Here is a 23,011-nt window from a genome sequence, read left to right as displayed (position 1 = left end):
CCAACTCAATACGGCCCCAGAGCTTAGTTGGGCATAATTTACCCACCATCGCTCAAAAACAGAAAACAAATAGAAAAAATTCACATAAAGCACTCATTACTTAAATAAAATTCACCAAGATGCATCTTATGTGATATTAACGACACCATATGGTTGCTTTTTTTAACCAGAATGGCAAATTAGGTCCAACAGATTAAAAATCATCAAAAGGAAGTTGTATGTGTTCTATATTTGGCATTCTTGATATTAAAAGTGATGCAACAGCGTTACGCCCAATAGCGCTAGAGATGTCTAAAAAAATGCGTCACCGCGGCCCTGACTGGTCTGGCATCTATGCTTCAGAAAAAGCAATCTTGGCTCATGAGCGCCTTTCTATTGTCGGTTTAAACAGCGGCGCACAACCACTTTACAGCCCAAATAAAAAGCACATATTAGCGGTCAATGGTGAGATTTATAACCACAAAGAAATTCGTGCTCGTTACCAAGGCAAATACGATTTTCAAACCGACTCTGACTGTGAAGTGATATTAGCGCTTTATGCAGACATGGGTGCCGCGCTGCTTGAAGAACTCAACGGCATCTTTGCCTTTGTGCTCTATGATGAAGAAAAAGATGAGTACCTCATCGGGCGTGACCATATTGGTATCATTCCTCTTTACCAAGGCCATGACGAACACGGTAACTACTACATTGCATCCGAAATGAAAGCTTTGGTAAGCATTTGCAAAACTATCAGTGAATTTCCTCCTGGTAGTTACTACAGCTCGAAAGAGGCAGGCGCACAGCGCTACTATATTCGAGATTGGAATGAATATGCGGCAGTCCAAGGCAATAGCAGCAGTAAAGAAGAGCTAAAACAAGCATTAGAAGCGGCCGTGAAGCGCCAACTGATGACAGATGTACCTTATGGTGTTTTGCTTTCTGGAGGATTGGACTCTTCAATTACGTCAGCCATTGCGAAACGTTACGCTGCAATGCGAATTGAAGATGATGAACAATCAGAAGCATGGTGGCCACAGCTTCACTCTTTTGCGGTGGGTTTAGACGGTGCTCCAGACCTTAAAGCGGCTCGTGAAGTGGCTGAAAAAATTGGCACTGTACACCACGAAATGACTTATACCATCCAAGAGGGTTTAGATGCTATTCGTGATGTTATTTACCATATTGAAACGTATGACGTGACGACAATTCGAGCCTCTACTCCGATGTATTTGATGGGGCGGAAAATCAAAGCTATGGGTATCAAAATGGTACTTTCCGGCGAAGGAGCGGATGAGATCTTCGGTGGTTACTTATACTTCCACAAAGCACCAAACGCGCAAGAATTCCACGAAGAAACGGTGCGTAAACTGCTGGCGTTGAACTTGTTTGACTGTGCTCGCGCTAATAAATCTTTAGCGGCTTGGGGAGTGGAAGGACGCGTTCCTTTCCTAGACAAAGAGTTTATTGATGTTGCAATGAGGCTTAACCCTGCTGACAAAATGTGTGGCAATGGCAAGATGGAAAAACACATTCTACGTGAGTGCTTTGAAGATTATCTGCCAGCCTCGATTGCTTGGCGTCAAAAAGAGCAATTTTCCGATGGTGTGGGCTATAGCTGGATTGACACCCTAAAGAGTGTTGCTGAAGAAAAAGTTACCGATCAACAGATGGAAACAGCAAAATACCGCTTCCCATATAATACTCCAGCGACAAAAGAAGGGTATGTTTACCGCGAGATCTTCGAAGAGCTGTTCCCGTTAGAGTCTGCTGCACAATGCGTTCCTGGAGGTCCTTCTGTAGCTTGTTCTTCCGCCAAAGCAATAGAGTGGGATGAATCCTTTAAAAATTGTATTGACCCGTCAGGCCGAGCTGTTAAAGCGGTGCATAATGAAGCGTACTAACCAAAACGCTGGCTAATAAAGCAAATAAAAGGCGCAAAATGCGCCTTTTATTTGTCTAAAGAGCTTACTGTAGAGAGTCAATCACGAATCTAATTCTAAATGTTTATTATCAATGCTCATCGGTATCACTTGGCTGATCATTTTAACCAGCATAATCGATCGCGTCTCACCATCGGGCTCTTGGTAAATGGCATCAATTCCTGAGAACTGCCCACCCTTAAGTCGAACTACCTGCCCTTTTTCTGGAATATTGAACGATGCTACCGGTAATTTTAACTGGTCGAGTAACTTCAATTCCTCGATCAAATCACTGTCCAACTCCTTCGGATGTGAACCAAATCGGATGAAATCAACCACACCGCGAGTAGAGCGCACACTAGTAAAGGTTGGGCCAATTTCAAAATCAAAGTAAATGAACATATAGGAGGGAAAAAGTGGCTCTTTGACAACTTGCCGCTTACCCCGAAGAATTCTCTCTAGTTCAATTTCTGGGTAGAAACATTCGACACCTTGGTTTTCAAGGTGTGCTTTAGCACGCCTCTGATCGCCACGTTTACAATACAACAAATACCAACGTTTCATTTTATTCCTAGCTACTGCTTTTCTTTTTCTTGAATCCTAACACCATCCTCCTCCTCAATAAACGGCTAATAAACTGAACACAAAAATAAACCCTTAATGTCCGAACAAGGCAAATTCAAATAATCAGTAATGAAAGATAAGTTTTCATAACGCAACAAAACTTTGAGTATTGATAGACATGCATTTCAAAAACAATGAGTTAGTTAATAATGCCAGAATAAAATACTGATTTTACTCATTGCGATACGCTAAAAGCCCATGTATATCTAAAGCACAATTTTTCTCATCTCAAATACTAATAATTCTTATGACAAACCAACATCAATACTTTGGGCACCCAAGGGGCCTATTTTTACTTTTTGGCACAGAGCTATGGGAACGTTTTTCGTATTATGCGATGCGCGCCATTTTGGTACTTTATCTTACAGACGCAACGATGAATGGCGGTCTAGGTTGGTCGACTAAAGATGCACTCGATCTTTACGGCACCTATACAGGGCTAGTCTACATCACACCGCTTATTGGTGGTTACCTTGCAGACAACTACCTTGGGCAACGCCGTTCTATTTTATTGGGTGGAGCGTTAATGGCCATTGGCCAATTTACGCTAGCACTACCTGCAGATGTGCTAGGCATTGGCTCTCTACACACTTTCTATTTAGGCCTTGCACTGCTTATCTGTGGTAACGGTCTATTTAAGCCCAATATCTCAACAATGGTTGGTGACCTATATAATGAGGGTGATAACCGTCGTGATGGCGCGTTCACCATCTTCTACATGGGGATCAATTTAGGTGCGCTACTTGCTGGTGTGATCTCTGGTTCTGTTACTAACTCATTTGGTTGGAAAGCCGGTTTTGTGGCCGCTGGTATTGGTATGCTGATCAGCCTTGTGATGCAAATGGCAATGGCTCAATCATGGCTTGGTAATATTGGCCGCGAACCAGCAGCTAAGCGCGATCTAAAACTGAAAAAATCAGCAAATAAAGAACCACTAACGAAAGCAGAAGTAGATCGTATCAAAGTTATCCTTGTGATGAGTTTGTTTACTATTGTTTTCTGGGCGGGTTTCGAACAGGCTGGTGGTTTAATGAACATTTACACGCAGCAATACACTGATCGTATGATGGGTGGTTTTGAGATACCTGCGGCTTGGTTCCAATCGTTAAATCCATTTTTCATTATTACTCTTGCCCCTGTATTAGCCGTATTATGGGTAAAATTAGGTAAGCGTGAACCAAACTCGCCAATGAAGTTTGCATTAGCGATGTTCTTCTTAGCCCTAGGCTTCCTATGCATGGTTGGTGCAGTTATGGAGCAAGGTGGTGACACTACCGTAAAAACATCAATGCTATGGCTTGTCGGTGCCTTCTTCTTCCATACCTTGGGTGAACTGTGTCTATCACCAATTGGTCTATCGCTTGTCACTAAACTAGCCCCACTACGCCTTGCTTCATTAATGATGGGAGCATGGTTCGGTTGTAACGCAATCGCGAATTATGTAGCAGGCCATGTAGGTTCTCATGTTGGAGAGCTTGGTGCGATGGCTATCTTCAGCGGTATTGCAGTAACAGCAACCATTGGCGGCGTCATTTTATTGTTGTGCTCTAACACGCTCGTTCGTTGGATGCACGGTGCAGAAAGAACCACAAGCTACGCTGAAGAAATTGAAGAGCAACAAACTCAGTTGGTTTAGCTTCAAATTCACCTAGTAGTAATTCAAGAATAATAATGACAAACGGTCACGCTATAGTGACCGTTTTTGTACCAGAAAAGAATTCAACTCATCAGCGCTTAACTAAGGAAGCCATCATTTCTATATGCATTGCCGAATCATTTAGGCACTCAATGTAGGTAAACAATTCTCCACCAGCGTGAATAAAAGTTTCTTTACCTTGCTCAGCTATCTCTTCTAGGGTTTCTAAACAATCCACCGAGAAGGCGGGTGTGATGATATCCAACTTTTTAATACCGCGGCTTGGCAGAGCCTCTAATGTTTTGTCCGTATAAGGCTGTAGCCACTCTTCACGTCCAAAAATAGACTGGTAGGTCATGCCGATTTGGTCAGCATTCAAACCAAGTTCTTGTGCCAAAAGTTCTGTGGTTTTTTGGCAGTGCTGTGGGTAGATATCACCGTTATCGGCGTATCGCTTAGGAATACCGTGGTAGGAACAAAGCAAATAGTCACCTTGCCCGTTACGTTGCCAAGAGTCACGGACTTTACTCGCCAAAGATCGTATATAAACAGGGTGATTATGATAATCACGAATAAAACGTAAATTGGGCGTCACAGGCATACGTTTCATCGCTTTGGCAAGGCCATCAAACACGGCAGCCGTAGTAGTACCAGAATATTGAGGGTACAGAGGCAGCACCACAATCTCTTCAACACCACGCTCCAATAATGTGTTGATACCCCCTAAAAGGCTTGGTGAACCATAGGTCATACCAAGTTCCACTGGTGTACCGAGATACTGTTCTAACGCTTGCACTTGGCGTTTAGAGTACACCATCAAAGGAGAGCCTTCTTCCATCCAAACAGATTGATATAACTTAGCAACCTTGGGAGCTCGCAGCGGAAGAATCACACCATGTAATAATGGACACCAGATCCAACGATTCATATCAACCACACGTTGGTCATGTAAAAATTGGCTTAAAAATCGTTTTACTGCCGATGCCGTCGGTTCACTCGGCGTTCCCAAGTTAACCAATAGCACACCCTGTTTTTGATTATTTTGCATTACTTCCATTCATCCATTTCATTGTTAATTATTGAGTACGAATTCGCGGCAGGAAAGTTCATAAAAAAAGCGACCTTTAGGTCGCTTTCACTATAACAAAGTTAACAAGCCTATACTGAGCCAATTATGCTAATGCTTTCTCAATATCAGCGCTAACTTGAGCAACTGGCTTAGTGCCATCAAATTTTAGGTATTTCGTATTACCCATTTGTGCTTCTTTACCGTAGTAAGTGATCAGCGGCGCTGTTTGCTCGTGGTAAACACCTAAACGAGCACGAACGGTTTCTTCTTTGTCATCATCACGAACGACAAGATCTTCACCTGTTACGTCATCTTTACCTTCCACTTTTGGCGGGTTGTAAATGGCGTGGTAGGTACGACCAGAAGCCAAGTGAGCACGACGTCCCGCCATACGCTCAACAATAACGTCATCGGCAACATCAAACTCAATCACATAGTCAACATTAATACCCATTGCTTTTAAGCCATCAGCTTGAGGAATCGTGCGAGGAAAACCATCGAGTAAAAAGCCCTTTTCACAATCGGCTTGGGTGATGCGTTCTTTGATTAAGCCAAGGATGATTTCATCAGAAACAAGTTGACCAGCATCAATCACTGATTTCGCTTTTTTGCCAAGTTCAGTACCTGCTTTAATCGCAGCACGTAACATATCACCAGTAGAGATTTGTGGAATACCGTACTTCTCCATGATGAATTGAGCTTGAGTGCCTTTACCTGCACCGGGAGCACCTAGAAGAATGATGCGCATGTTTAATCCTCTTTAGAAAATTATGATTTATACCGAAGCTCACAACCAGATGAGACTTAAAACCAACGGTAAGTTTCGGTATAACGGTAATGAGATGAGTGAATAATAATTCGGCAAGCAACATACACAGCTTACCGATCGCATTCAAGCGATGCATTCTAACATACAAATTTAAGCGACTAACCAGATTAAGACTAAAGAATATAATCTTGGCCGGATGTTCGCTGCAAGTTTGCCTAAAATATCGCTCGTTCTCAGCAGAGAATCGCTATTCAAAGCAAAAAGCTCGCAGTTGCGAGCTTTTTGTTAGCCAGTTAGCTATTCAACCTTAGTCAAAAGCTGATTAATTGCGGTTAAGAATTGTGACGGATCTTCCATCGAACCACGCTCAGCGAGCGTCGCTTGACCTAGTAAAACTTCAACCCAGCGACCAAATACTTGCTCATCCGCTTCATCGGCCATCCGTTTCACTAACGCATGTTCAGGGTTAAGTTCTAAAATATACTTCACCTCTGGTACCGGTTGACCAGCCGCAGCAAGCAATTTTGCCATCTGCGTACCCATCTCATAATCGTCGGTCACAACAACCGCTGGAGTACTTGCCAGTTTAAAGGTAGTTCGAACCTCTTTGACACGATCGCCAAGGTACTGCTTCGTACGTTCAACCACCGATTTAAACTCTTCTTCAGTCTCTTTATGCTTCTCTTTTTCCGCTTCATCTTCGAACTGGCTCAGATCTAGCCCTGCTTTGGTGATGGATTGGAACATTTTTCCATCAAACTCAGTGAGGTAGTTCATCAACCACTCATCAATGCGATCAAACATTAAAATAACTTCGATACCTTTGGCTTTAAACTGCTCTAGGTGTGGGCTATTTTTGGCCGCTGCATAGCTATCGGCGGTAAGGTAGTAGATTTTATCCTGCCCCTCTTTCATCCGTTCAACATAAGCCGCTAAACTAACCGTTTGCTCTGCTGAGTCAACCTCGGTCGAGGCGAAGCGCAATAGGCTGGCGATCTTCTCTTTATTAGCAAAATCTTCTGCAGGCCCCTCTTTGAGTACCAAACCAAACTCTTTCCAGAAGGTTTGATATTTATCAGCATCATTGCTCGCCATACGTTCAAGCATGGTCAATACACGCTTGGTACAAGCATTACGCAATGATTGAGTCACCTTGTTATCTTGTAAAATCTCGCGTGAAACATTAAGCGGTAAATCGTTTGAGTCGATTAAGCCACGTACAAAGCGCAAGTAGGACGGCATAAATTGCGCAGCATCATCCATGATAAATACACGCTGAACATAAAGTTTCAAGCCTGATTTATGATCACGATTCATCATATCCCAAGGTGCTTTCGCTGGTATATAAAGTAGGCTGGTATAATCGTTTTTACCTTCTACACGGTTATGGCTCCACAACAGTGGGTCAGCATAATCATGGGAAACGTGCTTATAGAACTCTTGATACTCTTCATCACTGATTTCTGACTTAGAACGCGTCCACAACGCCTGTGCTTTGTTGATTTGTTCCCACTGGGTCTCTTCAGTCTCATTACCTTCGTCATCACGAACCTTGGTTTGGATAGAAACTGGAATTCCAATGTGGTCTGAATATTTAGAAATCACATCACGCAGACGCCATTCAGAAAGGAACTCTTTGCCTTCCTCTCGCATGTGCAAAATGATATCGGTTCCACGAGACTCTTTATTAATGCTTTCGACTGTATATTCACCTTCACCTTGTGAATACCATTGAACCGCTTCGTTAGCGGGTAAACCCGCAGCGCGAGTTCTTACAGTGACCGCATCAGCGACGATGAAGGCCGAGTAAAAACCCACCCCAAACTGACCGATAAGCTGAGAGTCTTTAGATTGATCTTGGGATAGTTTAGAGAAAAACTCCGCTGTGCCGGATTTTGCAATCGTACCGAGATGTTCAATGACATCTTCGCGGCTCATACCAATACCGTTATCTGAAATGGTCAGCGTATTCGCTTGGGTATCAAACGATAATTTAACGCCTAAGTTGGCATCACCTTGATATAAATCGGCATTAGACAACGCTTGAAAACGAAGTTTATCCGCAGCATCAGAGGCATTTGAAATTAATTCGCGGAGGAAGATCTCTTTATTGGAATAAAGAGAGTGAATCATAAGATGAAGTAACTGTTTGACTTCAGATTGAAAACCACGAGTTTCTTTATTGGTAGTAGCCGTTTCGCTCATACTAGCTCCATAACATCTGAGTTATTTTCATTCACACACAGAGTGTGCAACCAAGGATGATTTGCTAGTAAGATGAGGCTGGCAATTGTAAATTCAAGGTCAATAATCATAAAAACACTGTTTTTTTCATTTATTTTGATTATGCTTGCCGTAATTTTTATCAAAGAAAATAAAAACTAGCATAATGTTTCATCAATTGCTTCCCCAAGCAGGCTAGGTTGATGGACGGTTAAACATGCCAACAATAAGAAGATTATCATGAGTAACATAGGCACAAAATTCATCCTTGCTAACCGATTCACGTTTGATCCCAATAGTAACTCTTTGCTTGAACAAGAAAACGAACAAGAGGCTGTTCGCCTTGGTAGTAACGAAAGTCGAATTCTACTTCTACTTTGTGAACGCCCAAATGAAGTCATTACACGCCATGAACTGCATGAGTTTGTGTGGCGTGAACAAGGTTTTGAAGTTGATGACTCAAGCTTAACTCAAGCGATTTCAACACTTCGTAAAATGTTGAAAGATCAAACTAAATCACCAGAATTCGTTAAAACCGTGCCAAAACGAGGTTATCAAATGATCGCCTCGGTGACTCGAGCAACCCCCTACTCACAAAAAAACACCACCAATGAGCCTGAAGAGGAACCGTTACTGGCCAGTGAGTCTATCCAAGACATTGACGCGGACACCACTTCGCAACCCGAAGAGACAACATCCCAAACCGTGACGACAGATCCACTCGCGAAAGTAAAAATAGGGAAAGAAAAGTTAACACTGCAAAGCAAATTGATGTTGGTTGTGGCTCTTTTCTTACCTATTCTGGCTCTCCTATTGACTAGCCCTGCACAATCAAAATTTAAACAGATTGCGGTTTATAACAACATAGTTGTGAATACTCCCATCAATCATCCAGACCTAAACAAATGGTTACCTTCTATTGAAAAATGCGTAAAAAAATACAATGAATCACATACTGGAGAACTGGCACCTAAGCAGGTGATTGCGACTGGTGGTCAAAATAATCAGCTCGTATTGAATTACATCCATAGTTCTGAGTTCTCGGGTGAAAATGTCACTTTACGAATTTTAGCTAACCAAGATGATTTGGCCAACGTGTGTAAATAAGGGCATAAATATGAATCCAAAAGTGGCAACCCTCATCTTAGCTATCTCTGCACTATTCAGTAGTTGGTTATACTGGGGCAGTGATTTAAAAATAGAACAAATCCTAACGGCGCAAGAATGGCAATCTAAAATGGTCACTGTGGTAAAACGCAGTCAACAGAATGATTCTGTTGGGCCAATCCGTCGGGTTGATGTCAATTCGAATGTGAAATATTTACCTAACGGTACTTATATTAGAATGTCAAATGTGAAGTTATTCGCCGTGGGTGGTGAAAGTGAAAGTTTCATTAATATCTCAGAAACCGGCACCTGGGATATCAGTGATAGCTACTTATTGATATCGCCTAGCGAATTTAAAAACATTAGTTCTAGTCAAAGTAAGGACTTTACCCCTGAGCAACTAGAACTGATTACTCAATTTTTCAAGATGGATGCTCAACAAAGTCGACGTATTGATGTCGTCAATGAAAAAACATTATTGCTCACCAGCCTAAGCCATGGTTCGACAGTGCTGTTCATCAATTAGCCATCGAGTAATCTGTAACTTCAATGAAGGATCGAAAAGGTCCTTTGTTGCGAATGGCCCTTACTTCTTCACAAAAGGTACACCATGGAAAAAGCCAATATTGAGATCTACTATTGCCGCCAGTGTAATTGGATGCTTCGAGCCACTTGGCTAAGCCAAGAGTTACTGCATACTTTTAGTGAAGAAATTGAATCTGTGCGTCTCTACCCTGATACAGGGGGACGATTTGAAATCATGTGCAATGGGCAACGTATTTGGGAACGTAAACATGATGGTGGTTTCCCTGAAGCAAAGGTTCTTAAGCAACGAGTCAGAGATATCATTGACCCAGAGCGAGATCTGGGTCATTCAGACAACAGGTAAATCAGATAGCGACCGGTTTAAGAGCTAGTCGCTAAACGATATTGCGCCAGTTGTTGTCCCTCTAGCCCCATGACTTGAAATAATCCATCCGTATAAATAGCGTAGCTTGGGGGAAATTCATTACGTGGAAAGGTCGCGGACCCCGGGTTGACAATAATGACATCATCTTGACCTTGCGCCATAGGGATGTGCGAGTGGCCATGGATCAAAACATCACCTTTTTTTAATGGTGGCCTATTTTGAGCATTATATTGATGGCCATGCGTTAAGAAAAAACGAGTTCCTGACTCCAAAACTACCCAACAAAAATCCATCATCATCGGAAAGTCGAGCAGCATTTGGTCGACTTCGCTATCACAATTGCCTCTGACCGCCACAATATGCGGCGCCCATCGATTCAAGCACTCCGCCACTGCGGTCGGATTATACCCATCAGGTATAGGATTACGCGGACCATGATTTAAAAGGTCTCCTAGCAGTACTAAAGTGTCTGCACCTGACTGTTCAAATAGACTGAGCACTTTTTCAGTAGCAGGCAGTGAACCGTGTAAATCCGAAGCAAAAAACAACTTCATACTTTTATCTCCGTATTTTGGAGCTACAGATTGTACGAATTTCAGCACACTTCGTCATCTTTAGTTATGGATAAACATTGTCATTTATCACCACAAACAATTCACGTATGCTAAATAAGTTTCCTATATTAGGTTAGATGGCAAACAAGCATCGCCACTTAACCAACATGGCTATCGTTCTCATCACCACCATTTAGGTGATATCGCACAGACCAATGAGGTAGAAACATGAAAATACTATTAACGGGAGGGACTGGCTTTATCGGTAAAGAGCTGATGAAACAGATTTTCACGCACAATATCTACCTCCTCACGCGCGATATAGAGCGAGCTAAGCAGCAGCTCGCCCATGTAGACAAAGGTAGTATCACCTACCTGACCTCCCTAGCGAGTTTAAAAGACGCGAATCAATTTGACGCCATTATCAATCTTGCAGGAGAACCGATCGCCGACAAACGTTGGAGCAAACAGCAAAAAGCGATCATTTGCGCTAGTCGATGGGAAATAACAGAGCGGTTAGTTGAACTCATCCATGCCAGTACTGAACCACCCTCCGTTTTCATCAGTGGCTCGGCCGTCGGCTATTATGGTGACCAACAGTCTCATCCGTTTGATGAAACATTACATGTGCACCAACAAAGTTTTCCTCATCACGTTTGCGAAAAATGGGAGCGCATCGCACTCCAAGCGCAATCAGAAAAAACTCGAGTGTGCCTATTGCGTACGGGGATCGTGCTCGCTAGTGATGGTGGTGCTTTAAAGAAAATGCTGCCACCTTACCGTTTAGGCTTGGGCGGCCCTCTTGGTAAGGGTGAGCAGTATATGCCATGGATCCACTTATTAGATATGGCACGAGCGATAGCCTATTTATTAGACACGCCACATGCACAAGGTGCTTTTAACCTCTGTGCTCCACATCCCGTACCTAATAAGCATTTTAGCCAACTATTGGCGAAAACATTACGTCGACCACACATACTATTCACTCCCAAATGGGTTCTAAACCTTGCAATGGGTGAAGCGGCTGTTTTACTGTTTGACAGTATTAGAGCAAAACCTAAAAAGCTAACCGAGCTAGGATTTCACTTCCAGTTTTCACACCTAGAACCTGCGTTGAAAAATATATTACAACATCGTGCTTAACCAAAACTGGCCTATATTTTTTGTGCATAGCAAGGTATACGATAATGACAAAAGCGATACTTATCTGTGGATAAACCGACGGTTGCATAAAGTAGCACAACCAACTTAATTGTCATTAATTCGTAACATTCATGTGACATGATACAACTCTGGATATCCCAGTTAATCCAATATAAAGCGTTACATGTGGTACGACGAATATGACATTACACCAATTAAATTGGCTCAGTGTCGGTGTTGCGCTGACACTATTTTTAATATTATAGACACCTTTGCTTGCCCTCTCTTTGAGAGATAAAAAACGCTACTTTAACGGTAGCGTTTTTCATTTGCCCTTGATATTCCAATTTTCACCCCTATTTCTAAGACTATAAACTTGATTATCGCAAGGAAAATATCATGCAATCACCTTACATCGTTGAGGTCAATCAGCACAACTTTCGAGAGGTGTTCGAACGCTCAGTTGAGACTCCTATTCTCTTTTATTTTTGGGCACCCATGAATCAAGAGAGCGTACAACTCATTCCTGAATTACAAAGCGTAGCGCAACAGCACAGTGGCGCATTCACATTGGCTCTTCTCAACTGCCAGCAAGAACAGCAAGTGGCAGCGCAATTTGGTGTTCAAACCCTGCCAACAATCGCTCTGTTTATTAATGGTCAAGCGGTCGACGGCTTAGCAGGTGCTCAGACCATAGAAACAGTGAATACAATGTTAAGCAAACATTTGCCAAGCCACGATGAAGTTGCGCTACAGCAAGCCTTAACACTGATAGAGCAAACACAACATTCGCAAGCACTCCCCTTGCTACTAAGTCTACCTGACGATATGAAAGCAAAAGCAGAGGTCAAACTGGCCCTCGCTGATGTGTTTCTGGAAACTCAGCAGTATGAAGCGGCAGAAACAGAACTGGATCGCATCCCACTAGAGTATCAAGATGGTTACTATAAAGGCTTAATCGCCAAATTGGAGCTGCACAAGCAAGCTGCTGACAGCCCAGAGATTCAAGCATTAGAAGAGATTTTTTCCGCTGAGCCAAACAACGCTCACATAGCAAGTGAGTTAGCGCTTCAATATCATCAAGTTAACCGTAATGAAGAAGCTCTCGAGCTGTTATGGTCATTTTTACAAAGCGACCTCAATTGCCTCGATGGCGGACTCAAAAAAGTGTTTATGGACATTTTAAGTGCGCTTGGACAAGGAAATAGTGTGGCAAATCTCTATCGCAGAAAGCTGTATTCACTATTATATTAATAATATCAAGCAATTAAACTGGAAACGTTCTGCTTTGATTGTTAAAAAACCAGTATCAAATCTCATTATTTCATTTGTTCCATATCGATAACTGATAGAGAATGATCAATAGCAAAGCTCAAACGTTGATGAGAATCGCTCCTATATCCAAATGACTTGGAGATACTGGCAGTCGGCAAGTGAGTTCATCCCCATAAGCACAATAAGTTCTATGATTGGGGTGAACGAACTTAGCTAACACAGCGGCCGTTTCAATAGAGAAAGGAACATCAACATTAGGATTATTTAATACTAAAAAGGAACCGTTATGGCTATTGATTCACTCGTCGCCGTTGGCATATTTGTATTCGTCGTTATTTCATTTATCTTTTCTGCTGTGAAAACCGTTTCACAAGGGAGCAATTGGACAGTAGAGCGTTTTGGACGTTACACACACACCCTACGCCCCGGTTTAAATATCATTATTCCGTTCATTGATCGCGTCGGACAAAAAATTAATATGATGGAACAGGTGCTTGATATCCCAGCACAAGAAGTGATATCCAAAGATAACGCCAATGTTGTTATCGACGCGGTTTGCTTCGTGCAAGTGATTGATGCTGCGAAAGCCGCCTATGAAGTTAGCGAACTACAACACGCCATTCGCAACTTAACTCTAACGAATATGCGTACCGTACTGGGCTCGATGGAGCTGGATGAAATGCTCAGCCAGCGTGACATGATCAACACTAAATTGTTATCGATAGTCGATCAGGCGACTAACCCTTGGGGTGTAAAAGTCACTCGCATCGAAATTAAAGATGTACAACCACCAGCGGATTTAACCGCGGCGATGAACGCGCAAATGAAAGCGGAGAGAAATAAACGTGCTGAAGTGTTAGAAGCCGAAGGCGTACGTCAAGCACAAATTTTACGCGCCGAAGGCCAAAAGCAGTCTGAAATACTTAAAGCTGAAGGTGAAAAGCAGGCGGCTATTCTTCAAGCAGAAGCACGTGAACGCGCTGCCGAAGCGGAAGCTAAAGCGACAGAGATGGTTTCGAATGCGATTGCGCAAGGTGACATGCAAGCGGTTAACTACTTTATCGCTCAAGGATATACCGAAGCACTTAAAGCCATTGGTCAAGCAGAGAACAGCAAAATCATCATGCTGCCATTAGAAGCAACTGGGTTGATGGGTTCGGTTGCTGGCATTGCTGAAATGTTCAACCTGAAATCCTCACAAGATAAGTAGGCCTAACGTGATTGAGCTAATACAACAAATGAATTATTGGCACTGGCTCGCATTAGGCTTAGTGCTTGTTGCATTGGAACTGCTTGGAACTGCTGGGTATTTTCTTTGGTTAGGTATTTCCGCACTCATCGTTGGCCTTATCTTTGCGATGCTCCCCATCAGTTGGCAACTGCAGTGGATGGCTTTTGCAAGTTTATCACTCGTCACGACTTGGTTATGGTGGCGTAAACAATTTAAATCAGACCACGATGGTGACGAGACTCGTGATCTGAACCAGAAACAGAAACAGCTGATCGGACAAACAGCTCGTCTTAAAGAGAGCGTTCAAGAAGGGGCAACTTTTCGATTGCAGCTCGGCGATACGACGTGGACAGCAAAATGCCAGCAAAACCTAGAAGCTGATGTTGTGGTTAAAGTCGTAGATGTCGAAGGAATTGTGTTGATTGTTGAGCCTAAAGAGAACCAGCCTCATTGAGTAAACATCAGTAAGAAAGTACATAAAAACCAAAAGTGATGAATTGCTTTTGGTTTTTCCATTTATGGGCAGCCAAATTGTAGTGTGTGCCTCGACAGCTCATTAGCTAATGAGCTCATTTTCACACTGACTTGTTCAAGTCGTTATGGCAACACTGCCCCTTCAAATTATCTATGATTGGGCATTCACTACCGCCGTCGCCTGGACATTCGGTAATCCATTCTTCTAGTTGCAACTTAATCAATGAAAGCTCTGCCAGCTTCTGTGATACTTGTTTCAACTTCTCTTGTGCTTTCTCTTTAACTGCAAAACTGGTCCGGGACGGATCGTTGGCAAGGGCGAGTAAGGATTTACATTCCTCTAAACTAAAACCAACGCGCTTGCATCGCGCAATAAGTAAAAGATCATCAATATGCGCTTGTTGATAATGACGGTAACCATTCTCTGAACGAAGGGGCGTCGATATCAGCCCCTTCTCTTCATAAAGACGAATGGACTTAGCGGTAAGTGCTGTTAACTGAGAAACTTGGCTAATATTCATAGTAAGTGTAATACTTAAAAGGCATGGTTTAACCATGCCTTTTATAACGATAAATCGCAAGCTTGATTATTGATTTAGTAACCAGCTCAGAATCTGAGACTTCTCAGCTTTATTCGCTTTCTCATACCAGTACCCTAGCATATCTAATGGCTTATTTTCTGCCGTCAGAGGTTGGCTAATGTTATCTCGATTGCTAAATGCCCAGTTTTCAAATATTTTCCGATCGTTAACATCAGCTTCAGCAAACCAATATTGAACCATTTCAACAGGCTTTGATTTAATGTCATTTTGAAAATCAACATTAGCATCAGTGATGGATGCATCAGTCGGAAGTTTGATGTTATTCTGGCGATTATACATAATTATTTCTTTGTTATAGTCGCGAGTAATTCCATCCAACCTTGGTAATTTATCTTGCTTATATTCAATATATTCAATATTTTTAGAAGAGCGAATAATGAATATCGGTTTTTGATTAAATGCTTCAGCTTGTACAACTGTATTAACCGTCTCTTCAATTCCAATATCTAATGTCTGATCCTCAGCTTCAAAAGTAATCACTACAGGATGTGAATTAAATTTCTCAAATTCACCATATTTAGAGACTAGCTTTGCAACCCTAACGACCAGTTGGTTAACTCCGTTATCCAGTTCTAGTTTTGATAGCTTATTAACTCTAAACCCAATCTCTTCACCATTTACAGCCAATATATTGACATCATCACTCAGCCTTACCTCAACTTTAGCTAGACTACTAAATGGAACCACAATTGCACTCAACATAAGTGCTTTTAACCAAATTTTCATCATAATTTCCTTGTAAATAAAGTGAGCACCAAAAAAGGTGCTCACTCATAAGTAGATAAGGCAATAGCTTTACTTCGAATTAGAAGTAGTATTCTGCACCAATTAGAAGGTTGTTATCAAAACCATCAGCAGCATTCATCTTATAATTACGTAAATCCATAAATAGATAAGTGCTTGGTAACAAATAACCCAAACGAGCTGTTACTGCCAAGTCTCCCGTATCGGCAAGTTTCGTGCCTTTTTCTTTCGCATCTGTTGTGCCAGCAACGCCCAACTTATACACCCAAGAATTATTCACATACTGAGCTGTTGCAGAATAAGCCAATTGCTCTTTATCTGCTAAGTCATTATTCATTAACTTTACAGCACCCGTCAAAGTAAATGCATCGAAACCAGCGGTTGCACCAAGAATAGCGTAGTTGATATCACCTTTCTTGTCCGCGCCGTCAGTATATTCAGCTTGAGTGTAGTAACCGCCATGTAGATTGACTGGACCTGCTTGATAAGAACCAGCAATACTCACCACTACAGCGTCAGTTGTTTTTTCCATGCCGCTTAGAGTGATTTGATAGTTAAAACCACCAAAGCTCTCAGAATCGAAGCGTAGAACATGATCAGCACGGTCTTGATATCCAGCACCAATGTCATTATTCCAGTCAAAAACGTTACCAAGACCAGGGTTTGAGTGAGGCCAATCGACATAGTTGTACGCAGCAACAAGCTGACGACCATATTTGAACGACCCAACACCGTCAAAACCTAAGCCTAGGTAGGTATCACGAGCACCGAGTTGACCATTGTCATTATGAGTCCATGATGTGTCAGGATCAAAACCGCCGTGACCTGCATTGCCACCCTCAATCTGCCATAGTAGATTTGGCCCGAAATCTTCAAACTCAACTACGCCACGAAAACCAATTCTGGACTCGATGGTTGCTGTTACAGATTCATCACCTTTGTCAGGAGAAGCGATAGTAATAAAACCTGCAGCTTGGCCGTAAAACTGAACGGCATCACCAGCTAGAGGAATAGCAGCTTGCGCTGAACCAACTGCAGCCATAGCAACTGCAGCGCCTAAAAGAGTACGTTTAAACATTTTGTCCATGGAAAAACTCCTAAAAATAGATATAGCTGTTTTTTATTTCCCCCTTAAGTTGGCCGCCGAAGGGAGAAATCATTTCCTATGTTGAAAACCTAAATTAATCATTAATTTTCTGATTTTCTCTTTTCCTGCATACACATCGTGTATCCATGTTCACTAGACTAACTTCGCAACAGAAAACATCAATGAGAACTTAATTTTTATCTAAAAAAATATGAGCTACGGCAAACTTTGACCAAGTAAGTGATCAAGATCTAATAAGTCATAAAACAAAATATAAAAACAAAAAACTCATTAATTTTCAAAATGATAAAAAAACAATTACACTAATAGCTTGAAGTGCATCGCAATAATAAATTGAAAGAGAGTAAAGTTCTTCTTGATTGGCATCGAAGCAAATGAGGGCTTTTTTTTCTAATTACTGGACATTTTAATGTGGCGGTTTGAGATAAAAATAAAGCCTCAAAATTAATTTTGAGGCTTTATGAAGGAAGGGATGCTTAAAAAATTAGCTTTTCATTAACTCAAGCAAATCTTGTTCGCTGCGAATTTCGATCCCTAGTTCTTGCGCTTTTACTAATTTTGAACCGGCCGCTTCTCCGGCAAATAGTATATCGGTGTTTTTAGAGACGCTTCCCGTTACTTTTGCGCCAAGCTCTTGTAGCGCCGCTTTCGCATCACTTCTAGAGAGTTTCGACAAGCTCCCCGTCAAAACCACCACTTTACCAAGTAAAGGGAGAATCGCATCTTGGCTCGGCTTTTCGATATTAGGCCACTGGATACCGAGTTCGATCAATTCATTAATCACCCGTTGGTTTTTATCTTGCTCAAAAAAAGATGTGATGTGACTCGCAACGATAACTCCAACATCTTGAACTTCAAGTAGTTCTTCATGGGTCGCTTGGCGAATTTTGTCTAATGACCCGAAATGGAGCGCAAGATTCGCCGCCGTCGCTTCCCCGACTTCACGTATGCCCAATGAATACAAAAAACGGGGTAATGTGGTCATTTTGGCGGCATTCAGTGCATTAACGATATTTTGTGCTGATTTTGGTCCCATACGCTCTAACACCGTTAGCTGCCCTGCTTTTAGACGGAAGAGGTCCGCGGGCGTGCTCACCATCTCTTTATCAACAAGCTGCTCAATCACTTTTTCGCCTAAACCATCCACGTCTAACGCTTTGCGAGAGACAAAGTGCTTTAATGCTTCTTTGCGCTGAGCTTGACACACTAACCCCCCAGTACAACGGGCGACAGCTTCACCTTCAACACGCTCAATGTCAGAGTTGCACACCGGGCAGTACTGCGGGAAAACAATATCGACCACTGCATTAGAGCGTCTGTCTAACAACACAGAAACAATCTGTGGGATAACATCGCCTGCTCGACGAATAATAACGCTATCACCAATTTTCACGCCTAGGCGCTCAATTTCATCAGCGTTGTGTAATGTCGCATTGCTGACGGTGACTCCCCCCACAAATACAGGTTCTAACTTCGCAACAGGTGTAATAGCCCCGGTACGGCCCACTTGAAATTCAACATCGTTCAGGAGCGTTATTTCTTCTTGGGCAGGAAATTTATAAGCTATCGCCCAGCGAGGTGCCCGCGCGACAAAACCGAGCTTTTGTTGCAGTTCAATATCATCAACTTTAATCACCACGCCATCAATCTCATACGCGAGTTGAGCGCGACGAGTTAAGATACTTTGGTAGTACTCTTTCACTTCATCCATTGAAGAGACTAGACGTGTTTCAGGGCACATCGGCAGCCCCCACCCTTTTAACTGCAAAAAGCGCTGATAATGACTGCTTGCTAACTCAGCGCCTTCAATCACACCAACACTGTAAGCATAAAAATTCAACGGCCTTTGAGCTGTGATTTTTGAGTCGAGCTGTCTCAAGCTCCCTGCGGCTGCATTTCTTGGGTTAACAAAGGTTTTTTCACCTTTTTTGAGTGCTTGTTGGTTCAATCGCTCAAAACCGGCTTTAGGCATGAACACTTCACCACGAACTTCTAAACGAACGGGCCACCCTTTTCCCTGTAACTTCAGTGGAATAGCACTGATCGTTCGCACGTTTTCCGTAATGTTTTCACCGACCGCGCCATCCCCACGCGTGGCGGCTTGTACTAACACACCATTTTCGTAAAGCAAACTCACGGCTAAACCATCAAGCTTAGGTTCGCAGCAAAAAGCGTTAAAGTGGGCACTCGGTATCCGGTCTTGCATCCGCTTGTGAAAGGCATCAAGCTCATTCTCATCAAACACATTATCTAAAGAGAGCATTGGAATTTCATGAGTCACCTGGGCAAAACCCTCTAAAGGCTTACCTCCAACACGCAAGCTGGGTGAATCCGCTGTGACTAACTCCGGATACTGCGATTCCAACTCAAGCAGCTCACGCATCAAACGATCATACTCAGCGTCAGGAATTTCAGGGTTATCTTCTACATAATAACGTACAGCATGATAATGCAGCGTCTCACGAAGTTGGCTTAATTTGTGTTCTATTGTTTGCATCATAATTCTCTCGGATCATGAAAAAAGGCTCCGACTAGGAGCCCTTAATGGTCGATGTTTATTCTACGCGTCTACGCGTTGCGTGCGCTTTTAAACTCTTGGATTTGGCGTCGGTAGGCAGCCAATCGATCTGGCGTCATTAAATTACGCGCATCATCCAATACATTGCCACCTAAATCATCAGCGATTTGTTGAGCGGTTTTAAGCATTAATTTGAAATTTTGATCAGGCTCGCCGTAGCAAGGCAGTGTCATGAAGAATGAGATACCGCGAGTAGTAAACTCCGCAGGATCATGGTGTGCCAATGTACCGGGTTGCATCATGTTGGCAACACTAAACAGCACTTTCCCTGTACCTGACAGATCGGCATGTCGGTGGAAAATATCCATCTCACCATAAAGAAGGCCGTTTTGCTGCATACTGTCAAAAAGCTTAGTGCCGACAAAGGGATCATTTCCCGCACAATGCACATTCAGCACAATAACTTCCATTTCGGCTTCTTGAACGTCGGATTTTTGATTATCGTCAGCAATGACATCATCTTGTTCACTGAGACTTGGGGATTCGGTTTTCATCGATATTGAGGGTACATCATCGAGTTCATCAAGCACATTTTCAGGTTCAAAGCTTGGTGAATAACCGTCAATGAGAGGGTCAACCGCTTCACTAAAATCTGGCTCTTTACGTACTTTGCGAATAATTTCGAAATCATCTTCCGGAGCAAATGAACGCTGGGTCGCAGATTGTGTATCATCGTGATCAACATCAATTTTACCAAGAGGCTTATCCTCAAACTTGGACTTCCCTTCTTTCTTACTGGTCCAAAGACCATGAAATAGCAACGCGGCTATCGCTAGCGCGCCAACAATTATGAGTACGAATCGCAATTCCTGCATGTTTCACTCTCAGTTTCTCGATGCATGGTTATTCTCAGCTTTACCAGCTTGAATTGAACGTGTCACCAACGTGGGTTATATCGGTCTATCGGGGTACTTTACCAAAAGTTTGTACCGATTTAGAACAACTTAATGTGAGAAGTTCAATACATGATGTGATTTTCACCACGCTTTTCTTCTTCGGCAGGTTGAGTAGAATAGCTTTTTAGTATTGATTAACAGATATTCACATGGATAACGGTATGACACTTAAGCAACGTTCAGGTTTTGGATACTTCTTTTTTGGTCTAGAGCTAGCACTCACCCCCGGCATTCGACGCTTTGTGATTCTGCCATTACTCATCAACATCATTCTCGTCGGCAGCGCTCTTTTTTACTTATTCAATCATCTCAATACGTGGATAGAACAGTTTATTGGTCAAATCCCTGATTTTTTATCTTGGCTAAGTTACGTTTTATGGCCATTGCTCGCGATCACTATCTTAGCCACGTTCTCCTATTTCTTCAGTACGCTGGCTAACTTCGTCGCTGCACCATTTAATGGGCTACTCGCAGAAAAAGTGGAAGAAAGATTAATTGGCGCTCCAATCAACAGCGATGGCATCTGGTCTATGGTCAAAGATATCCCACGTATCCTCGCAAGAGAGTGGCGAAAATTAATCTATACCTTACCCAAAGCAATCGGTTTGTTCTTATTGCTCCTAATTCCTGCCTTAGGACAAACCTTAGGCCCTTTGCTGTGGTTCATTTTCACTGCATGGATGTTAGCCATCCAATACTGTGACTACCCATTTGACAACCACAAAGTGAGCTTTAACCAGATGAGACACAATTTGAAACAAAAACAGACCAAGGCGTATAGCTTTGGTGTTTTAGTGTCGATTTTTACCACCATACCCATTGTTAACTTAATCGTCATGCCGGTTGCTGTATGCGGGGCAACAGCCATGTGGGTTGGTGAATTTAAAAACAAACTGCAGTGATGGTACGAGGGAGATTCAACCTGCATATCCCTCTATAAGTTATAACTTTTTAATCCTTTTACGTTTTAAGGTTAACACCTATTCTGCATCTGTATCTACTCACGTGTCTTATCAGACCGCTAGGCACATATAACGTGTGTAATAAAGGAATATCGCAATGAGCAAAATTTACGAAGACAACTCTCTGACTATTGGTAACACTCCTCTTGTTCGCTTAAACAAAGTCAGCAAAGGTAAGGTACTGGCGAAAATTGAAGCGCGCAACCCAAGCTTTAGCGTGAAGTGCCGTATCGGTGCCAACATGATTTGGGAAGCAGAAAAAGCTGGCACACTGAAACCTGGCGTTGAACTTGTAGAGCCAACCAGCGGTAACACCGGTGTTGCTCTTGCATTTGTTGCAGCTGCTCGTGGTTATAAGTTGACACTTACTATGCCTGAATCAATGAGTTTAGAGCGCCGTAAACTGCTTAAAGCTTTAGGAGCCAACCTTGAACTCACCGAAGCGGCGAAAGGCATGAAAGGCGCAATTGCTAAAGCAGAAGAAATTGTTGCCAGCAACCCTGAAAAATACTTGTTGCTGCAGCAATTCAATAACCCAGCCAACCCACAAATCCACGAAAAAACAACAGGGCCGGAAATCTGGGATGCAACTGATGGTGAGATTGACGTGTTCGTTGCAGGTGTCGGAACCGGTGGTACTTTAACGGGCACAAGCCGCTACATTAAGGGCCAAAAAGGCAAGGCTATCATCTCAGTTGCGGTTGAACCTGCGGAGTCGCCAGTCATTGCTCAAGCACTTGCTGGAGATGAAATCAAACCTGCGCCACACAAAATCCAAGGTATAGGAGCGGGATTTATTCCTGGCAACCTCGATTTATCCCTCATTGACCGTGTTGAAGCTGTCACTTCAGAAGAAGCGATTGAAATGGCAAGGCGACTCATGGAAGAGGAAGGGATTTTGGCTGGAATTTCATCAGGCGCAGCGATTGTAGCAGCGAATAGATTAGCAGAACTACCTGAATTTGAAGGAAAAACAATTGTAGCGGTACTACCAAGCTCAGGTGAGCGTTATCTGAGCACCGCACTATTTTCTGGCCTATTTACCGAGAAAGAGAACCAACAGTAATAGGTGGTTAAATCAAATTTTCGTTTAAAAAAGCCCCATACAGGGGCTTTTTTGTTGATCCTTGCCTCACCTTTGGTAATATCACCTCGTTTTATTTTAAGCTTCGAAATAAAGAAGTCAGAAACGTATTAACTATAAT

The 23,011-nt window shown here is 42.6% G+C and carries 21 protein-coding genes; 11 read left to right on the top strand and 10 right to left on the bottom strand.

Annotated elements, in window-relative coordinates; translation table 11 throughout:
* The first annotated feature begins 218 nt into the window (after window positions 1-218).
* The gene (asnB, locus tag AACT42_RS03000) at window positions 219-1,883 is read left to right on the top strand and encodes an asparagine synthase B (RefSeq protein WP_017045499.1); all 1,665 of its coding nucleotides are present in this window, start codon (window positions 219-221) and stop codon (window positions 1,881-1,883) included.
* Between the two features lie 81 nt (window positions 1,884-1,964).
* On the opposite strand, the gene rfaH is transcribed toward asnB, so the two are convergent.
* A complete protein-coding gene (gene rfaH, locus AACT42_RS02995) occupies window positions 1,965-2,465 on the bottom strand; it encodes a transcription/translation regulatory transformer protein RfaH (protein WP_013857303.1) in 501 nt (166 codons plus the stop codon).
* A gap of 307 nt (window positions 2,466-2,772) precedes the next feature.
* Between rfaH and AACT42_RS02990 the strand changes: the two genes are divergently transcribed.
* Window positions 2,773-4,161 (top strand): peptide MFS transporter, encoded by a 1,389-nt coding sequence (locus tag AACT42_RS02990; RefSeq protein WP_094132933.1) that lies wholly within the window; start codon window positions 2,773-2,775, stop codon window positions 4,159-4,161.
* Between the two features lie 91 nt (window positions 4,162-4,252).
* On the opposite strand, the gene hemH is transcribed toward AACT42_RS02990, so the two are convergent.
* The 3 genes from hemH to htpG form a co-directional block, all read right to left on the bottom strand.
* Complete coding sequence (gene hemH / locus AACT42_RS02985; protein ID WP_094132935.1) at window positions 4,253-5,218, bottom strand: ferrochelatase; 966 nt, start codon at window positions 5,216-5,218, stop codon at window positions 4,253-4,255.
* A 115-nt stretch (window positions 5,219-5,333) separates the two neighbouring features.
* Window positions 5,334-5,978 (bottom strand): adenylate kinase, encoded by a 645-nt coding sequence (adk, locus tag AACT42_RS02980; RefSeq protein WP_013857306.1) that lies wholly within the window; start codon window positions 5,976-5,978, stop codon window positions 5,334-5,336.
* A 318-nt stretch (window positions 5,979-6,296) separates the two neighbouring features.
* On the bottom strand, window positions 6,297-8,204 hold the full coding sequence (htpG, locus tag AACT42_RS02975) for a molecular chaperone HtpG (RefSeq protein ID WP_094132937.1): 1,908 nt from the start codon (window positions 8,202-8,204) through the stop codon (window positions 6,297-6,299).
* 258 nt (window positions 8,205-8,462) lie between these two features.
* Between htpG and AACT42_RS02970 the strand changes: the two genes are divergently transcribed.
* The 3 genes from AACT42_RS02970 to AACT42_RS02960 all read left to right on the top strand — a co-directional run bounded on the left by AACT42_RS02970 (window position 8,463) and on the right by AACT42_RS02960 (window position 10,218).
* The gene (locus AACT42_RS02970; RefSeq protein WP_017045495.1) at window positions 8,463-9,329 is read left to right on the top strand and encodes a winged helix-turn-helix domain-containing protein; all 867 of its coding nucleotides are present in this window, start codon (window positions 8,463-8,465) and stop codon (window positions 9,327-9,329) included.
* A gap of 10 nt (window positions 9,330-9,339) precedes the next feature.
* Window positions 9,340-9,855 carry a regulatory protein ToxS gene (locus AACT42_RS02965; protein ID WP_026027495.1) on the top strand — a complete coding sequence of 172 codons (516 nt, stop codon included), beginning with the start codon at window positions 9,340-9,342 and terminating at the stop codon, window positions 9,853-9,855.
* 84 nt (window positions 9,856-9,939) lie between these two features.
* The gene (locus AACT42_RS02960) at window positions 9,940-10,218 is read left to right on the top strand and encodes a SelT/SelW/SelH family protein (RefSeq protein WP_017045494.1); all 279 of its coding nucleotides are present in this window, start codon (window positions 9,940-9,942) and stop codon (window positions 10,216-10,218) included.
* A 17-nt stretch (window positions 10,219-10,235) separates the two neighbouring features.
* On the opposite strand, the gene yfcE is transcribed toward AACT42_RS02960, so the two are convergent.
* Window positions 10,236-10,793, bottom strand: coding sequence for a phosphodiesterase (yfcE, locus tag AACT42_RS02955; RefSeq protein ID WP_026028124.1), 558 nt, complete (start codon window positions 10,791-10,793; stop codon window positions 10,236-10,238).
* 228 nt (window positions 10,794-11,021) lie between these two features.
* On the opposite strand from yfcE, the gene AACT42_RS02950 reads away from it, so the two are divergent.
* From AACT42_RS02950 to AACT42_RS02935, 4 genes are all read left to right on the top strand, one after another.
* The gene (locus AACT42_RS02950) at window positions 11,022-11,936 is read left to right on the top strand and encodes a TIGR01777 family oxidoreductase (protein ID WP_013857312.1); all 915 of its coding nucleotides are present in this window, start codon (window positions 11,022-11,024) and stop codon (window positions 11,934-11,936) included.
* 399 nt (window positions 11,937-12,335) lie between these two features.
* On the top strand, window positions 12,336-13,190 hold the full coding sequence (locus AACT42_RS02945; RefSeq protein WP_094132840.1) for a thioredoxin family protein: 855 nt from the start codon (window positions 12,336-12,338) through the stop codon (window positions 13,188-13,190).
* A 307-nt stretch (window positions 13,191-13,497) separates the two neighbouring features.
* Window positions 13,498-14,421: an SPFH domain-containing protein gene (locus AACT42_RS02940; RefSeq protein ID WP_013857314.1), complete on the top strand. Its 924-nt coding sequence runs from the start codon at window positions 13,498-13,500 to the stop codon at window positions 14,419-14,421.
* A 7-nt stretch (window positions 14,422-14,428) separates the two neighbouring features.
* Window positions 14,429-14,896, top strand: a complete 468-nt coding sequence (locus AACT42_RS02935; protein ID WP_017045468.1) for an NfeD family protein — start codon at window positions 14,429-14,431, stop codon at window positions 14,894-14,896.
* Between the two features lie 121 nt (window positions 14,897-15,017).
* Here AACT42_RS02935 and cueR read toward each other — a convergent pair whose 3' ends face one another.
* The 5 genes from cueR to zipA form a co-directional block, all read right to left on the bottom strand.
* The gene (gene cueR, locus AACT42_RS02930; RefSeq protein WP_017045467.1) at window positions 15,018-15,437 is read right to left on the bottom strand and encodes a Cu(I)-responsive transcriptional regulator; all 420 of its coding nucleotides are present in this window, start codon (window positions 15,435-15,437) and stop codon (window positions 15,018-15,020) included.
* Between the two features lie 66 nt (window positions 15,438-15,503).
* On the bottom strand, window positions 15,504-16,247 hold the full coding sequence (locus AACT42_RS02925; protein ID WP_094183096.1) for a YccT family protein: 744 nt from the start codon (window positions 16,245-16,247) through the stop codon (window positions 15,504-15,506).
* A 76-nt stretch (window positions 16,248-16,323) separates the two neighbouring features.
* The gene (locus AACT42_RS02920) at window positions 16,324-17,349 is read right to left on the bottom strand and encodes a porin (RefSeq protein ID WP_088732075.1); all 1,026 of its coding nucleotides are present in this window, start codon (window positions 17,347-17,349) and stop codon (window positions 16,324-16,326) included.
* 505 nt (window positions 17,350-17,854) lie between these two features.
* Entirely contained in the window at window positions 17,855-19,870 is a 2,016-nt protein-coding gene (gene ligA / locus AACT42_RS02915; RefSeq protein WP_047689606.1) for an NAD-dependent DNA ligase LigA, read from the bottom strand.
* A 68-nt stretch (window positions 19,871-19,938) separates the two neighbouring features.
* A complete protein-coding gene (zipA, locus tag AACT42_RS02910; protein ID WP_013857321.1) occupies window positions 19,939-20,763 on the bottom strand; it encodes a cell division protein ZipA in 825 nt (274 codons plus the stop codon).
* A gap of 230 nt (window positions 20,764-20,993) precedes the next feature.
* On the opposite strand from zipA, the gene cysZ reads away from it, so the two are divergent.
* Together cysZ and cysK are read left to right on the top strand one after the other, a co-directional pair.
* Window positions 20,994-21,746, top strand: a complete 753-nt coding sequence (gene cysZ / locus AACT42_RS02905) for a sulfate transporter CysZ (RefSeq protein ID WP_013857322.1) — start codon at window positions 20,994-20,996, stop codon at window positions 21,744-21,746.
* A 157-nt stretch (window positions 21,747-21,903) separates the two neighbouring features.
* Entirely contained in the window at window positions 21,904-22,872 is a 969-nt protein-coding gene (cysK, locus tag AACT42_RS02900) for a cysteine synthase A (RefSeq protein WP_013857323.1), read from the top strand.
* Window positions 22,873-23,011: the final 139 nt, after the last annotated feature.

Source organism: Vibrio sp. V15_P4S5T153, from assembly GCF_963874485.1.
Classification (GTDB): domain Bacteria; phylum Pseudomonadota; class Gammaproteobacteria; order Enterobacterales; family Vibrionaceae; genus Vibrio; species Vibrio anguillarum.
Note: the sequence above shows the minus strand (reverse complement) of the source record. Positions and strands in the feature narration are given on the sequence as shown.

Bases quoted from the DNA above. Each gene is read 5' to 3' on its own strand.
- cueR (WP_017045467.1), bottom strand. From the start codon at position 15,437: ATGAATATTAGCCAAGTTTCTCAGTTAACAGCACTTACCGCTAAGTCC.
- yfcE (WP_026028124.1), bottom strand. From the start codon at position 10,793: ATGAAGTTGTTTTTTGCTTCGGATTTACACGGTTCACTGCCTGCTACT.
- htpG (WP_094132937.1), bottom strand. From the start codon at position 8,204: ATGAGCGAAACGGCTACTACCAATAAAGAAACTCGTGGTTTTCAATCT.
- AACT42_RS02960 (WP_017045494.1), top strand. From the start codon at position 9,940: ATGGAAAAAGCCAATATTGAGATCTACTATTGCCGCCAGTGTAATTGG.
- AACT42_RS02940 (WP_013857314.1), top strand. From the start codon at position 13,498: ATGGCTATTGATTCACTCGTCGCCGTTGGCATATTTGTATTCGTCGTT.
- rfaH (WP_013857303.1), bottom strand. From the start codon at position 2,465: ATGAAACGTTGGTATTTGTTGTATTGTAAACGTGGCGATCAGAGGCGT.
- AACT42_RS02925 (WP_094183096.1), bottom strand. From the start codon at position 16,247: ATGATGAAAATTTGGTTAAAAGCACTTATGTTGAGTGCAATTGTGGTT.
- AACT42_RS02950 (WP_013857312.1), top strand. From the start codon at position 11,022: ATGAAAATACTATTAACGGGAGGGACTGGCTTTATCGGTAAAGAGCTG.
- AACT42_RS02965 (WP_026027495.1), top strand. From the start codon at position 9,340: ATGAATCCAAAAGTGGCAACCCTCATCTTAGCTATCTCTGCACTATTC.
- cysZ (WP_013857322.1), top strand. From the start codon at position 20,994: ATGGATAACGGTATGACACTTAAGCAACGTTCAGGTTTTGGATACTTC.
- adk (WP_013857306.1), bottom strand. From the start codon at position 5,978: ATGCGCATCATTCTTCTAGGTGCTCCCGGTGCAGGTAAAGGCACTCAA.
- AACT42_RS02945 (WP_094132840.1), top strand. From the start codon at position 12,336: ATGCAATCACCTTACATCGTTGAGGTCAATCAGCACAACTTTCGAGAG.
- zipA (WP_013857321.1), bottom strand. From the start codon at position 20,763: ATGCAGGAATTGCGATTCGTACTCATAATTGTTGGCGCGCTAGCGATA.
- AACT42_RS02970 (WP_017045495.1), top strand. From the start codon at position 8,463: ATGAGTAACATAGGCACAAAATTCATCCTTGCTAACCGATTCACGTTT.
- hemH (WP_094132935.1), bottom strand. From the start codon at position 5,218: ATGGAAGTAATGCAAAATAATCAAAAACAGGGTGTGCTATTGGTTAAC.
- asnB (WP_017045499.1), top strand. From the start codon at position 219: ATGTGTTCTATATTTGGCATTCTTGATATTAAAAGTGATGCAACAGCG.
- ligA (WP_047689606.1), bottom strand. From the start codon at position 19,870: ATGATGCAAACAATAGAACACAAATTAAGCCAACTTCGTGAGACGCTG.
- cysK (WP_013857323.1), top strand. From the start codon at position 21,904: ATGAGCAAAATTTACGAAGACAACTCTCTGACTATTGGTAACACTCCT.
- AACT42_RS02990 (WP_094132933.1), top strand. From the start codon at position 2,773: ATGACAAACCAACATCAATACTTTGGGCACCCAAGGGGCCTATTTTTA.
- AACT42_RS02920 (WP_088732075.1), bottom strand. From the start codon at position 17,349: ATGGACAAAATGTTTAAACGTACTCTTTTAGGCGCTGCAGTTGCTATG.